The 15,408-nt window shown below is 38.5% G+C and carries 13 protein-coding genes; 5 read left to right on the forward strand and 8 right to left on the reverse strand.

Going from position 1 to position 15,408, the window contains the following annotated elements; genetic code table 11:
- From GSQ74_RS09625 to GSQ74_RS09640, 4 genes are all read right to left on the reverse strand, one after another.
- On the reverse strand, positions 1-1,470 hold a 1,470-nt coding region (locus GSQ74_RS09625), incomplete at its 3' end, for a glycoside hydrolase family 97 N-terminal domain-containing protein (protein WP_158992590.1).
- Between the two features lie 187 nt (positions 1,471-1,657).
- Positions 1,658-3,475, reverse strand: coding sequence for a RagB/SusD family nutrient uptake outer membrane protein (locus GSQ74_RS09630; RefSeq protein WP_158992591.1), 1,818 nt, complete (start codon positions 3,473-3,475; stop codon positions 1,658-1,660).
- Between the two features lie 21 nt (positions 3,476-3,496).
- Positions 3,497-6,589, reverse strand: coding sequence for a TonB-dependent receptor (locus GSQ74_RS09635; RefSeq protein ID WP_254060842.1), 3,093 nt, complete (start codon positions 6,587-6,589; stop codon positions 3,497-3,499).
- A 468-nt stretch (positions 6,590-7,057) separates the two neighbouring features.
- Complete coding sequence (locus tag GSQ74_RS09640; RefSeq protein WP_254060843.1) at positions 7,058-8,662, reverse strand: DUF6377 domain-containing protein; 1,605 nt, start codon at positions 8,660-8,662, stop codon at positions 7,058-7,060.
- 212 nt (positions 8,663-8,874) lie between these two features.
- On the opposite strand from GSQ74_RS09640, the gene GSQ74_RS09645 reads away from it, so the two are divergent.
- From GSQ74_RS09645 to GSQ74_RS09665, 5 genes are all read left to right on the forward strand, one after another.
- Positions 8,875-9,552: a pseudouridine synthase gene (locus GSQ74_RS09645; protein ID WP_158992593.1), complete on the forward strand. Its 678-nt coding sequence runs from the start codon at positions 8,875-8,877 to the stop codon at positions 9,550-9,552.
- Between the two features lie 56 nt (positions 9,553-9,608).
- Positions 9,609-9,872 (forward strand): hypothetical protein, encoded by a 264-nt coding sequence (locus GSQ74_RS09650; protein ID WP_158992595.1) that lies wholly within the window; start codon positions 9,609-9,611, stop codon positions 9,870-9,872.
- Positions 9,873-9,942: 70 nt separating this feature from the next.
- Positions 9,943-10,497 carry a DUF4337 domain-containing protein gene (locus tag GSQ74_RS09655; protein WP_158992597.1) on the forward strand — a complete coding sequence of 185 codons (555 nt, stop codon included), beginning with the start codon at positions 9,943-9,945 and terminating at the stop codon, positions 10,495-10,497.
- Positions 10,498-10,583: 86 nt separating this feature from the next.
- A complete protein-coding gene (locus GSQ74_RS09660; RefSeq protein WP_158992599.1) occupies positions 10,584-11,885 on the forward strand; it encodes a DEAD/DEAH box helicase in 1,302 nt (433 codons plus the stop codon).
- A gap of 26 nt (positions 11,886-11,911) precedes the next feature.
- Positions 11,912-12,118 carry a DUF1456 family protein gene (locus tag GSQ74_RS09665; RefSeq protein WP_254060844.1) on the forward strand — a complete coding sequence of 69 codons (207 nt, stop codon included), beginning with the start codon at positions 11,912-11,914 and terminating at the stop codon, positions 12,116-12,118.
- Here the strand turns inward: GSQ74_RS09665 and GSQ74_RS09670 are convergent.
- The 4 genes from GSQ74_RS09670 to GSQ74_RS09685 form a co-directional block, all read right to left on the reverse strand.
- Positions 12,115-12,687, reverse strand: coding sequence for a CAP domain-containing protein (locus tag GSQ74_RS09670; RefSeq protein WP_158992603.1), 573 nt, complete (start codon positions 12,685-12,687; stop codon positions 12,115-12,117). The genes GSQ74_RS09665 and GSQ74_RS09670 overlap by 4 nt on opposite strands.
- A 121-nt stretch (positions 12,688-12,808) precedes the next feature.
- Positions 12,809-13,546 (reverse strand): hypothetical protein, encoded by a 738-nt coding sequence (locus tag GSQ74_RS09675; RefSeq protein ID WP_158992605.1) that lies wholly within the window; start codon positions 13,544-13,546, stop codon positions 12,809-12,811.
- Positions 13,547-13,756: 210 nt separating this feature from the next.
- Positions 13,757-14,593, reverse strand: coding sequence for a phosphatase PAP2 family protein (locus tag GSQ74_RS09680; protein WP_254060845.1), 837 nt, complete (start codon positions 14,591-14,593; stop codon positions 13,757-13,759).
- A gap of 148 nt (positions 14,594-14,741) precedes the next feature.
- A complete protein-coding gene (locus GSQ74_RS09685) occupies positions 14,742-15,362 on the reverse strand; it encodes a sterol desaturase family protein (RefSeq protein ID WP_158992609.1) in 621 nt (206 codons plus the stop codon).
- Between the last annotated feature and the right edge of the window lie 46 nt (positions 15,363-15,408).

A 15,408-nucleotide genomic window follows, 5' to 3' on the forward strand; every position in this document is an offset into this window, starting at 1 on the left:
GCCTGTAGGCCTAACAGGTTCGTGTTCATCAATCATAATATGATATTCAGCAGCTTTTTGCGCTACGCGGACATAGTGGTTCACCATCCATGCACCATCATGGTGTTCTCCCCGAGGGATGATTTTGCCCACATAACCCGTTTTAACTGATGTGTAGCCATACTTATTCATAAAGCGGAAGGCTGTATCCATCTGCCGCTCATAATCAGTTGCAGAGCCCGATGTTTCGTTATGCATAATCATTACCACGCCTTTAGCTTTTGCATATTGCATTATAGCTGCTACATCAAAATCAGGATAGGGGGTAACAAAGCTAAATACGTTTTCCTTCCAGTTACCAAACCATTCTTCCCAGCCATAGTTCCATCCTTCAACCAAAACACCCTTTATGCCATTCTTCGCCGCGAAATCAATATAACGTTCCACATTGGCGGTATTGGCGCCGTGAGTATGGTTTGGTATAAGTAAACCATCGGCACCAACGGTATCGGCATTGTTTGAATAATTCCAGGTACTTTTACCGGTTTGCATTTCCCACCATACGCCAACAAATTTCATCGGTTTTATCCATGAGGTATTTTCAATTTTTGATGGATCATTCAAATTCAAAATTATTTTTGAAGTAAGTATTTCTCCTGCTTTATTACTTACAATTATGGTACGCCATGGCGTATGACAAGCAGCACGCATATAAGCCATATTACCAACCGCATCGGGTACTAAGCTTGCTTTAAGTTTAAAGGTTTTAGTGTCCACATGTAATTGCATCGCGCTATAATTTACTAGAGCAGCTTCGTGAATATTGATGTATAATCCATCGGCAGTTTTCATCATCAAAGGTGTTTGCACGGCGTATCTATCGGGGCATACCTTAACGGCAATATCATCCGAGCCGTTAACCATGCTGCGGTTATCAATTTCACTTATTTTGGTGGTGCTGTAAGGATATTCATTGGTATCGTAATCACCGGGTATCCAAAAGGTTTTATGGTCGCCGGTTAGAGCAAACTCTGTTACCTCATCCGATACAATAAAATATTTTAAGTTTGGTTGTATTGGAAATTCATATCTAAAACCGACACCGTCTTCAAACACCCTGAAAACAATATCCATTAACCTGCCCAGATTGTTTTTTTGCTTTAGATGGATGGTTACCTGCTCATAATGGTTACGTATGGTACTCACTTCGCCCCAAACAGGTTTCCATTGCTCATCAACAGATTTTCTTTCTGTATTTATCACCATGAAATTGCTGTCGAGCGAAATATCATTTGCAAGTTTTATTCCCATGCGCGATGTATTAATTAATGGTTTTTCGGCATAGTCAACCTTATATTTAGGTCGCCCACCTGCATCAAGTATAAAATCAAGCTTAACTTTATTCATACTTGCACTAATGGGTGTAGCCTGCTGCGCTGTAACATGGTTAAGCAATAACAGACTAATGATGCAGGTAAGTATCTTTTTCATTTTTTGGATAATTTAATTGTGTAAGCTTCATAGGTTGAAGCATTGATTGCAAGTATGTTTTGGGTGAAAAAATAGCATAAGTGTTCACCCAAATAATTTCATTTGGTTAGCATTTGTATAAGATGATTTTTTCCGGAGAGATTAAAAAGCACGAAGCCTTTTTAGGGGCTCCGCGCTTAACCAACTATTAATGAGTATATCCGGGATTTTGAACGGCTTTACTGTTTGTATTTAATTCACTTAGCGGTATAGGCCAGGTATATGATTTGCTATCAACAAATGTGGTTGTTAGTGGCTGCGTTGTATTTAAAGCAGAACCATAGTAGGCGGCTTCGGAGTCACCAATTTTCCATCTGCATACATCAAACCACCAGCTGCCCTCATTAAATAATTCAGCCCACCGCTCATAGTAAAGTGGGTTATGGCCCAATACAGGATCAGGATCAAGCGAATTATTTGCAGGGGTTGCAGCTGTTGTTGATGCATAATCAATAGCTGAAGGTGTGTTGATAGGTAAGCCATAAGCCCTGCGTTTTACTTTATTCAGATATTCCAATCCAACAGCGGTATTGCCACCTTGAATATTAGCTTCAGCATATAATAAATATACATCAGCTAAACGTAACAGGTAGTAATCCCATTTATCTGAATTTATAGTATTTTCGTTATAATCAATAGGTGAGTATTTTCTTACACTAAAACCATAATGATTAGTTTGAAAAGCGTAAATGGATGGTTTAGCTACTTTTGCAAAATTGACTCCATCAAATTGAACTGAATCAACCCATGGCTGCAATGCATTAACAAATAAGCGAGGATCGGCTGTTTGGTTGGTACGAACATTTAATGATGCCTGAGTATAAGCAGGGTCTTGTATCAGTTTTGGATTTTTATACGATGCTGTTTGTGAGGCATTATATTTAGGATTTGCAACAAGGTTATATACTGAGCTTAATGGAAAACCGAAACGTATTACGCTTTGATCGTGAAAAAACTCATTGCCGTAACCCATTGACAAGACACTGCCTTCTGTTCCATCACCGCCGCCAAATGTATTTGGCGACCAGATGAGCCCATTAATTGTAGATGAGTTTGCGGCACTGCTGTATATACCGTAGCCACCCATTGAATTTTGATCAACGTACAATTCCAGCAATGATTCGCTATTGAATTTATTACTACCATTAAAAGCATTGAAATACGTTGTATAAGGCATTAATGATTTACCGCTGTTTTGGATAACATCCAATAGGGTAGTTTGTGCATCGGCCCAATCTTCTGTATAAACATAAGCTTTGCCTAACAATCCTTTTGCCGACCACTCGGTAGCTCTTGCCAGATCAGCAGAACCCCATACCTGGCCTTTAAGCAAAGTTGCAGCTTGCTTTTCGTCGCTTTCTATTAAAGCCCAAACATCTTTTACAGGAGACCGGGGTATTTGAGTTCCTGCTAAGCTGTTAGGTATACTAGTATAAATTGGTACGCCCATTTCTGTGCCGTTTACACCACCAGCTTTCATATAATCCTGGCCGTATAGGCATTCCAGCTGCATATAATACCATCCGCGCAGGCAGTAAGCCTGACCTAATATCAAGTTAATAGTTGGCTGATCAGCCGGATCAGTCTTCATTAGCGCGGCGGCGGCAAAAATGGTAACATTGCAGTTTTTAATACCGGTGAAGCAAGCCGCCCATGTTTCTGATGCGTACTCATTACCAACTGTAAGATTATTGGCTGCCATTTCATTCCATCCCGGATCGCCGTTATATTCAGAGTTTACTGTATGCATTGAATTTGACAATGCTTTGGGTAAAAAGTGAAATCCGTACAAACCCTGGTCGCGAAGGTTAGCATAGCATGATACCAGTACTGTTTGCAGGTCATTTACGGTTTGTGGATAATCTGCAATGGCATATGCATTTTTTTGCCCGACGTTGGTTGGGTCTTTTTTACATCCCGCTAAAATAATAAGTGCGAGTGCTGCTATATATTTTTTCTTAATCATCTTTGTAATTTTAAAGGGTTATTATTGAAAACTAATGTCAACACCGGCTGAATAGATCCTTGCCTGCGGATAGTTTGTTACAGCATCAATACCTTGTGTAGTAGTACTAACTGTACCGCCTGTTGCAATCTCGCTGCCTAATTCAGGATCGAGGCCCTTGTAATGGGTAAATGTTAACAGGTTATTAGCCATTACAAATATTCTTAAACTTTTAACATCCAGTTGCTGTAAAACATTACCCGAGAAGGTATAACCTAATTGTATGTTTTTAAGCTTTAAATAAGCTCCGCTTTCAACAAAATAACTGTTTACCGAAGAGTAATTCTGGTTTGGATCTAAAGTGAAACCACCTGTAGTAGGGATGCCTAACCTTGGTTGAGAAGTAAGCCCGTTTGAACCAAAGAATGAATCGTTGAAGATTTGTTTAGTAGAGTTACCATCCTGAAAAACAGTTTGCTCATAGGCTTTTACGCCGTTGTATAACTGTACGCCAGCAACTCCATTGAATAACATGGCTAAATCAAACCCCTGGTAATTAAAGTGCAGATTAAAACCATAAACCATTTTAGGGTTAGGGTTACCTATAACCTGCCTGTCATTTTGGTCAATGGTAGCATCGCCATTTGCATCAGTGCTACCATCGGTATTTGCATAAATTAAGTCGCCAACATTAGCATGCTGACCGTTAATAACTTGCTTTTGAGCCGCTGCTTCGTTGCTGAATATACCAAGCACTTTGTAGCCATAGAATGAACCAAATGGTAAGCCTACTTTTGTAATGGTTAGTGTTTGGCTAGGCTGCGCGCTAAAAGCTACGTTACCAGGATCGGGTGTATACCAATTGTAACCACCGTAAACAGCATCTGTAGCGGCACCGCTTAACTTAGTAACCTTGTTTGTATTAAAGCTGGCGTTTGCATTTATATCAAAACCAAGTTTCCCGAATTTATTATGATAGCCTACCATAAAGTCAAAGCCGTGGTTATCTACATCGCCAATATTAGTTATGAAGGGGGCTGTAAAACCACTGCTTTGTGATAAGGTAAGATCATATATCATATCTGACGTTTTTTTGTTATACCACTCTGCAGTAAAATAGAGGCTGCCATGTAAGGCTTCTCCGTCGATACCAATATTGGTTTCGGTAATGGTTTCCCAATGTAAATTAGGATTTGGTATACCCGCTAAAGTATTCGCGATTTGGAATGGTGCACCCGGTGCAAACCCTTGTGCCCCGCCTGCAATACCGGTAGAAACGTTGTTTTGTTGGTATGGCACAGTAAACGAGTACGGAGGTATTGCGCTGTTACCTAATTGACCATAACTTGCCCTGAATTTGAAGCTATTTAATTCAGGCAGCACTTTATTAAAGAAAGGTTCTTCACTTATTGTCCATCCTGCAGATGCAGCCGGGAATACGCCTTTTTGTTTATTAGGGCCAAATACAGTGTAATTAGCATCCTGCCTGATTGATCCTGATAAAAAATATCGCTCATTAAAATTATAATTTACACGTGCAAATTGTGATTTTATTAGGCTTTGCGGATCATAAGTGCCTGACAGGCTTAACGCCGAGGCGGAAGTTTGAATAAACGAGTAACCCGGTTCACCTACCTGGCTTTCGCCTGCATCAATATTATTGGTTTTATCGGTAATTTGTTCATAACCAACTAATGCACTTACATTATGCTTGCCAAAGCTTTGGTTATACGACAACACATAGTTGGATAGCAATTGGCTGCTTTGATTGTATGATTTAGTAAGTGAATTGACATTGGATGATACCGGCCCAAAATTATAAGTGTTTTGGAAGAGGTCTTCAGTTTCCAGGTAATAACTATAGCCTAAGGTTGTTTTAAAATCTAAATGGAAAGGTAATTTCAAATCAGCATAAACATTGCCCTGGAAATTGTTTTTGGTATCCTGCGCACTTGCAGAGTTTACTGCTCCTAAAGGGTTAGGGCCTGAATATTGCGCGCCATAACCTGATGGTTCAGTACCGTAAGAGCCATTTGAATTATATATAGGGATGATTGGCTGCGTACGGAATGGGGCATTTGCCAGGAAAGCCTGCGCGCCTACCAGTGGTGATGTAATGCGTTGAGATGCATTGATTTGCTCGCCAATGGTTAGATACTTGCTTAATTTATAGTCTGTATTAACGCGTACACCTCCAATATTTGAGTAATTCTTGATGAAAATGCCTGTTTGCTGGTTGTAAAAGCCTGATATCAGGTAATTAATATTGTTTGAGGCGCCTGAAATTGACAGGTTATAATTTTGCTCGGTACCTGTACGGTAAAGTGCATTAACCCAATTGGTGTTTGCAAGTGTATCTAAACCACCTTTGCCTGCAAATACAGTAGGGTTTAGGATGTCCTCCACTTTTAAATAATCATCTTTGTCAAGCAATTGTATCAGTTTAGGTTTGGTTACGCCATATCTTGCACTAAACGTGATTAATGGTGGTGCACCCGCATTTGCTCCCTTTTTAGTGGTGATGAGAATTACACCGCCAGCTGCCGCCGAACCATAAATAGCTGCTGAGGCCGCATCTTTAGCAATATCTATTGATGCTATATCCTGCGGATTAATGCTGTTTAAATCTGATTGCCTTACCCCATCAACAATGTATAATGGGTTGGGCTGATAGAATGAAGCAACACCGCGTATAATAATTTGCGGAACTGCATCCGGCGCAGCCGAAGCGGTAATTACGTTTACACCGGCAACACGGCCTTCTAAAGCCTCTATAGGGTTAGTGATGGGTTGATCTTTAAATGTATCGCCTTTGACGGAAGCTATTGATCCGGTAAGGTCCTTTCTTTTTTGTGTGCCATAGCCAACTACAACAACTTCATTTAGTTCCTGGTTGTCTTCCTGCATACTAACATTTATGGTTTGGCGATTGTTTACCGGTATCTCTTGTTTGGCATAACCAATGCTTGTAAATACTAATACATCTGATCTTTTAGCGTTTATGGTATAGTTACCATTTCCATCTGTGTTTGTTCCGTTTGAGGTTCCCTTTATCAAAATGGTTACGCCCGGAAAGGGATTTCCTTTTTCATCGGTAACTTTACCTGAAACTGATACCTGTGCGAATGACGACATGGACATCAATAAAAGCAAAGGACAAAAAAGTAACTTTAAGAGTAATTGTTTTTTATACATAATGATTTCATTTTAGGTTATTAATGGATAAGTTGTTTGGTTACTTGTCTGCGGGCGGATAGCTTTATCCGGAAAGCAGGTGGGGGTTCAGCTGTTTTTTTTGCATATACGGTTTTGCGCATACAAAAAAGCAGTTCAATACCCGGTTAAGGTTTTGATACATTTTCATAATTCAATAAAAGTTTTTAAAAGCGGTTATAATCAGTAATTACAGCCTATGGTTTAGCTTGCCGTAATTCTCATATCAAAGAGAGGAGATTTAATTATCTGCAACAAGTTTCAAAACTAAAATATAAAAGAGTTGAAAGTTTTTTTGTATTTAAATGATTGAAAATCAATTCATTGTATGATGTGTTGCAGAAGCAAAATATAAACCCTATATAAACAATATAAAGTTTAGGCTGGTATTTATATGGCTTTTATGGCCATAATAGCATGCTCAAATTCATCATTATGGATGATGGATTTACTTTTAATGCGGGCTTTATAGTTATAGATGGTATTTACAGAGTATTCAAGTATGTGGGCTATCTTTTCGGTATCGCTAATTCCAAGCCTTATTAGGGCGAATATGCGCAGATCGGTATTTAATAATTGGTTGGGTAATAGTTTAATCCGGTTCTCCTCACAGAATAATTCATTATAGCCATGTACAAAATTCGGGAAGATTTTAAGAAATGCTTTATCGAAATTAATAAACAATTCTTCGCGCTCTTTTGTAAGGTTGATGTTGTTAACCAGTATACGTATATCCTCATATCGTTTTGTGGTGAGCTTGTTATCTACAGAGCGCTTAAACTTTTCGAGCTTGTTTATGTATTCTGATATCAGGTTGAAATAGTAACCTATATATTCCTCTTTAATCGTATTGGCTTCGTTTAACTCAATAATGCTTTTTTCCAGGTGATGGTTAGTGTCCAGTATTATTTTATCGGCAACCTTTAATTTTTGTAGCTGCTTATAAATTATCACCGAAAACACAATTACTATACTTACCAAAATAGTTAACAACGATGCGTAAAAGAAAAGGGCGCGTTTCTGCTCTTCCTCGTTATTTATCCTATCGCTGGCAATAACGGGTAGTATGGCGCTTACCTGTAGTTTCCTTTGCCTAGCACCATAAAATATGGCATCATCCATGGCTTGTTTAATATATACGTAGGCATTTTTTACATCGCCGTTCTGGTATAATAGCTGGGCAAGGTTTGTCATAGCAGCGGCTTCCTTGGTTGATGAGCGTACATCGGCCATGGCGGCTCTTATCAGTAAGGAGATGGCACTGTCGGGCTCGCTTTTACGAATATAAATATCGCTTAATGTGGATGCAGTAACCGCGAATTGATGGTCGGTAAGTTTGTATTTGTCTATCAGTTGTTTAAGCGCTGTAATAGCTTTATCAGTATTGCCTGTTTTAAGATATTTTAAGCCGGAATAATAAATATACTCAAAAGAGTTACTGTTACATAGCACGGTACCCGAGTCGGTATACAGGCTGGCGCGCTTAACATAAAGAGGAGTGTAATAATTATCCTTGTCGAAGTCGGATAAGTCGTAATATGTGCGGGCGGTTAAAAAGTAGTATTCCTTTTTCGCGTCATTATCTAAAATCTTTACATTAACTGTTTTAAGTGAATCAAAGGTTTCCTTAAACATCCCCGATGAAAGCAATATAAAGCCAAGCTTAATTTTACTAACGGCAATTTTTGATGGGTCGTTTAATAGATGAGCTGTTTGCTGTAGTTTCTGAACATAGTCATAAGCCTTATTATAGTTAAAAGATTTATACTCATTGTATAGGCTTAAATACAAGTTATATCTAAAATTCAGATCATTAATACGGTTGCTATTGAGGTAAGTCTCCAGCTTTTCAATTCTTGTTGTTTTTTGCTGGTCGAATGTTTTTTTGTTGTCTAAAACATCGTTCAGCTTATTCAATAAAGTATCATAGTTCTGGTGTGAAAATGCCGGATAAAAAAATAATAAAAAAGGAATCAGGAGTACAATTCTTTTCATGAATGATTTAATAATCAAGCAGTTTTCAAAAAATAGTGTATAAATTGGTAAATAATCAGCCGGTTAAGTATTGGGCTGATTTATCTTTCTTAAAATTAGAAAAAATAATCAATTTACCCTTGCAAATATTAAAAAACAGAGATCGTTAATCAACAAGTTCTGCCCATTGTGTCTAATAGGTTATCTTTGCCGGAAATGCATATTACATCCGAATGTTAGAGATTTTATATAGTGATGAGCATTTAATTGCTATAAATAAGCCACATGATCTGTTAGTCCATCGTTCATCCATAGCTGCGGATGTTGAAGAGTTTGCCTTGCAAATATTGCGCGACCAGGTAGGGCAGTGGGTAAATCCAGTTCATCGATTAGATAGAAAAACGGCCGGGGTATTGCTATTCGCTTTTAACAAAGATGCGGAAATAGCTATGCATCAGCAATTTGCTGATAATCTTGTGAAAAAGAAATATCATGCCATTGTGCGTGGGCATACGCTTGATAGCGAGGATATTGATTATCCGTTAAGAAAAGAAAACGGAACGCTGCAAGAAGCTTTTACAAGTTATATCACTTTAAAACGTGCCGAGATTGATGTGCCACTAGGCTCGCATCCAACATCCAGATATTCATTGATAGAGGTTACACCGTCAACCGGGCGCATGCACCAGATCAGGAAACATATGGCGCATGTATCACACCCCATTATAGCTGACCGTACCCATGGCTGTAATAAACAAAACCGCTTTTTTAAAGCAAACTGGGAAATGACTACCATGTTATTGCATGCATCAAGTTTGTCTTTTACTCATCCTATCACCAAAAATATTATCAATATTGAAGCGCCTTTACAACCTGAATTTAAAAGGGTTATGGCTTTGATGAATTGGTAAGCAGGCAATTTGCCCGTCAACTTTAAACAAAAGATCACTAAATCGGTTACTACACTATGAATACTTCTTTACAGCACGCGTTCAACTTAACAGACGGCAAACATGATATTACTATAACAGCTATTGATAGTGATATAGCCGTAGGTAGCCTATCAGAAAACGGAAATTACAGATTAACCGAGGGGGAGTTGAACCTGGGTGATATACAGTTTGATGAGGAAATGGATTATTGGATATACAATGGGCAAACTGAATTTACCCGAGATGAATTGATAACAATAGCCGATTATATCAAGCATCAGCAAAATAGGGCCGCCTAGTTAATAATAATTGGTATTTACTGTCGTGATAATTCGTACTATATTTGTTCTGTAATCCTAACATAATCACATGGACGAAATAGAAGATTATTCAGAAAAAATTCATGAGCAAAGTGATGAGCATGCCCATGAAATATTGCATCATAGCGAGAGCAAGGATAGATGGGTAATGTATGTAGCGTTATCTACAGCAGTTATAGCTGTGCTGGCTGCTATTACCGGCCTTTTGGCGGGTAACCATGCAGATGATGCCATGTTAACCCAAATACATGCGTCAGACCAATGGGCATTTTATCAGTCGAAAGGGATTAAAGCAGAGTTGCTTGCCTCTACCGATCATGTATTGGTTGTAATGGGCAAACAATCAGATACAGTTGACGCTAAAAAAATAGCAACATATAAGCATCAGCAACAGGACATTATGAAAAAGGCTACTGAGTATCAGAAAGAATCTGACACGCACGTTGAGCGGCATGATGTACTTGCACGAGGTGTAACACTATTTCAGGCTTCTATCGCCATTGGCGCAATATCCATTATAACCCGCCGGAAGCCGTTGTGGTTTGTGAGTCTTGGCTTTGCGGCAATAGGCTTGTTTTTCCTGATACAGGAGCTTTTTTTCTGACAATACGTACTATTTAACCCCTTAATGCATTAAGTTGATTTTGCGGGGATTGTAATGGTTATCTTTGCACTTTCTAAGCAAAGCAAATGATAAAAAAAGTACTGGAGAATTTAAAAATAACCGCGTTAAACGAAATGCAAAATGCGGCGCTTAATGCCGATAAAAAAAGCGACATCATTTTGCTAGCGCCAACCGGTTCCGGTAAAACCCTTGCATTTTTATTACCCCTGCTGAGTGTATTAGATGCGAATGTGCCATTGGTACAGGCGTTGATATTAGTTCCCTCGCGTGAGCTTGCTTTACAGATTGAACAGGTATTTAAAGCCATGGGGAATGGTTTTAAAGTGAACTGCTGTTATGGTGGCCACTCTACAAAAATAGAAAGTAACAACCTATCGCAACCACCGGCCTTGTTAATTGGTACCCCTGGCCGTATAGCGCATCATTTGCGCCGCGAAACCTTCAGGACAGATAAAATAGAAACATTGATACTGGATGAGTTTGACAAAGCGCTTGAATTTGGTTTTCAGGAGGATATGTCGTACATCATCAGGCAACTTCCTTCCATAAAAAAACGAGTGCTGACATCTGCTACTCAAATGCAGGATATACCTTCATTTACCGGGGTGAAGCACCCTGTAGAATTGAACTTTTTGCGTAATAAATCAAATACACCTGATTTAAAATTGAAAGCTGTTATAGCTGATGGCGAGGATAAGTTAGATGTGCTTTTTTCATTGGTATGCAAAATCGGTAACGAGGCTACACTGATATTCTGTAATCATAGGGATGCTGTGGAACGGATTAGCGAGCTGTTATGGCACCAGGGATTGGTACATGATATATTTCATGGCGGGATGGAGCAGGAGGATAGGGAACGCGCATTGCTAAAATTCAGGAATGGTAGTCACCGTTTGTTGATCACTACTGATTTGGCCTCACGAGGATTAGATATTCCAGAAATTGAGCATGTGATCCATTATCAGTTACCACATAATGAAGAGGCCTTCCTGCACCGCAATGGCAGAACAGCACGTATGCATGCCAAGGGAACATCTTACTTGATACTTACCCCTGATGAACTGCCATCGTACTTAAAAGCAGTTCCTGAAATTGAGGAGTTACCGGCACATAATACCTTACCGAGGCCAACGCCTTGGGAAACCTTATACATCGCCGCAGGCAAAAAGGATAAAGTTAATAAGGTGGATATTGTAGGTTTATTACTTAAGAAAGGTGAATTGGACAAAGAAGATCTGGGTTTGATTGAGGTTTTAGACCATACTTCATATGCCGCCGTAAAAAGTAATAAAATTGCAAAGGTTGTAAGTTTGATAAAAACTGAAAAAATCAAGAATAAAAAGGTTAAAATTGAAATCTCAAGATAATTACGAATATGAGCAACAATGATATTATGAAAAAGCTTAGGGTTGCCCTAAAGTTTACCGATGATGACATTATTGAGGTGCTACAATTAGCAGATTTTAGAATAACTAAAACTGAACTGGGAGCAATCTTCCGCAAGGAGGATCATCCGAATTTTAAGCCCTGCGGTGACCAGATACTACGTAATTTTTTAAATGGACTCATCATATACAAACGCGGGCCAAAAGCCAGTTAATGGCCTGATCCGCCGCTTGTTTGTATTAGTTTAAGCTTGCCACTACGTAATTCGCTTTGTTGTTGCGGCGAAAATGATTCCCGGCCGCCAAAGTCCTGCACCCAATAGCTGTGGTTTTCGGCAACGCCAACTTCCTTAAATTTGGGGTTCAATAAATTTTTGCAATGGCCGGGGCTTTTAATCCAGCCGTCCATTACTTGATTAATGTTGGTTTGGCCAAAGGCTATGTTTTCGCCTATCGCGAAGCTCTTAAATCCGTTAAAAATATATCCCGCGAAAACTATACGGTCTTCCATACTGCGGCCATCCTTACTGGTATGGCTGAAATAGTTGTTGTTCGACATGTCCCAGGCATGGCCTGTAGCAGCTTTTTCCAAATTATCATTCCAAACCATGGGTGGGGCAGGAGGCATATAGGTAGTCCCGCAAGTGCAACCCGTTGACCTAACATGGTTAATCTGTTTTAAAAATTCATGTTTAAATTCTGGTGTGCCTGTTGCTTGGCTATATGCCCTAATGCCTGTTAAGCATAATACAGTAAACAAACAGCTTACAATTAATTTTTTCATATCTGTTTTGTTCGACTATAGAAACCGGCAGTAGTTTAATTGTGATGCCTGCGTTTACGACGACGACGTCGTCTGTAGAAAAATATAGTAACGGTTATTAATACAATAACAACTATTAAAACTATAACAAGGCTATTCTCCTGGATGAGTTGGTTTTGTAAAGCCGCTTGTTGCTTGTTAGATATACTTTTTTTTTGCGCTGAATAGAATCTGTAGCTATGGCTACTTTTGCATCCTGACTATGTAAGATACTATCGTTTATAGCGTCATGTCTTTTTAAAGCTATATCTGCTTTAGTGTACAGTTTCATGTTATTATAAAGCGTAACATAACCCATTTGTACATCAGCTTCTGTTTTTGGGAAGTGATGTTTTGACGATAGGGTTAATGCCTCGTTTAAATCACGCATGGCAAGCTTGTAATCTTTGATGTCGGTTTTAATCAATGCTAGCTCAAGCAGAGATGAGATAATATTAGGGACATCATTTTTAGCGCGTGATAAGGTATTTGACTGCAAAATGAACCATTTGGCCTGGCTGAACTTCTTTTCTGACCTGTATACTTTAGCCAAGTTGTCAAAACTTAAACGTAATCCGGTGGTATCGTTATATCTTGAATAATAATGAATAGCCTGTAAAGTATAACCAATGGCATTTTCCTGATATATATATCTTTTCCTTTTACTCGATATTGTATCATAGTTAAGATAAGTGCCTGCAATTTGGGTATATAAAGGTGCTTTTAATGAGTCGCTGGTTACGGCAACTTGTTGCTTCAGGCTATCAGGATCAACCGGAGTTGCTGATAGTTTTGCGATGCCCAAAAGCATGAAAGCTGAAATTGTAAATAGTATCTTCATAAAAACTAGCCTTGAATATAATCACTATATTCAAATAGCATGCCTGTTTAATGCGTTATTAAACCAGCGGTATATAATGCCGCAATGATAGGTTAAATTGCTGTGAGCCAGAAGGAAATGTGGAAAACTATTTCAGTGTGAATAAACAGATGGATAGGGATTAGAATGTAATAGTATACTAATTAGTACACTAAATACTACGCCCATTGATTATCGAATAATGGCCTCGTATTTATCTATAAAGCGCCTTATAAAGCCAACATGTTTTACAAGCAAGTTAAAAAGGGTGATGCCAATGGTTGCGGTTAGTATGCCCGCAATAACATCCAATACATAATGATGGCTTGCATATATTGCTGTAAACCATATGCCAAGCATTACAATTATAAAACAAACATTGGCCCATTTTAAACGGTTTTTTAAGCCATAGTAAACTACTATAACAGGATATGCAGAATGTAACGATGGCATAGCCGCGAATACATTAGATCCCTTTGAGTAGATGGATTTAAATAGATTGATATGGAAATAGGCATCGAACTTAGATAAGCCGCCGGTACTGCCAAGTGTTAGTGGGTGGAAAGTAAAACCATAGGTTTGTATATACCAGGGTGGTGCCGCAGGGTATAAATAGTATATTACAAAGCCCAGCAGGTTAACCAGCAAAAATGTGAATGCGAAATACAAGAATTGCCTTCTGTTTTTGAAAAATAAATATGCTGCAAAGGATAGGGGAACGGGTATCCAACATAAATAAAACAGGCCGGTTACTACATTTAGAAATGTGGTTCCTTTAATTTTAAGGTACTCGTTAGGGGTAACTAGTTTACCATTTAGGTTGATACCGAAGATGTGCTTTTCAAAGTGATAAAGATCGGCAATGTGTACCGTATTGTAATTATAATTAGGGATGGCCTTCATATAATCAAAAATCACCCAGTAAAAAATGAATATTAAAAAGCCTAAAATGAATTTACGTGTATTGGTGAATACAATAAATTTGCGTGTGCCCGGGAATATATTATTAACCTCTGGAAGATAGAACATGATATTGAATAAGAATACCAATGTTAGCTGATCAGATTTGTATCCAATCAAAAATGAAGATAGTAAAAGGTACGCAACTGATAGAAGCGAGACAATTACTACCGATTTGAAATTAATTTTTATGCTATTATCAATAGCCCCCATTACGCTATTTTTTTATAAAATCTGACCGGAATATTTTGTCCCATAGGGGAGAGCTAACACCATAACCTTTACCGGGGTCTTGATAATGATGCAGCATATGGTGTTGTTTTATTTTTTTCCAGATTTTACCTTTAAAATTAAAATGATGTATGGCATAATGCGATATATCATAAAAAAGGTAACCTAAGATAAATCCAGGGAAAAAGGCAAAAATGCAATTAAGGGGTAATATCGCTTTAAATAAAAAGTAGAATCCTGTTGCCAGGGGAATGCTTACAGATGGTGGTAATACCAGCCTTTTAGCGTCGCTCGGGTAATCGTGGTGTACGCCATGGAAAATAAAGTGCATGCGCATAGCCCATGGCTTATTAGGTGGCATATAATGGAATACAAAGCGGTGCATTATGTATTCAACCAAAGTCCAGATAAATAAACCAAGTAAAAAGAATTCGGCAAAAGTGATGATGCCTAACGAAAGCTCAAAGCATTTGTAAATGCAAATGCCAATAACAGGTATAAATATAAATAAGGGCACTGTAAAATGAACCTTGGATAAGTTTTCCAATAGATCACTTTTAAACATCCTTACTGATTCCTCTGAATTGGAGATATAGTTTTTTTTCATGGTACATCAGGGTTTAAAATGTTTTAAATTTCTCTACCTGTTTATG

The sequence above is a fragment of the Mucilaginibacter sp. L196 genome, assembly GCF_009765905.1.
GTDB lineage: Bacteria > Bacteroidota > Bacteroidia > Sphingobacteriales > Sphingobacteriaceae > Mucilaginibacter.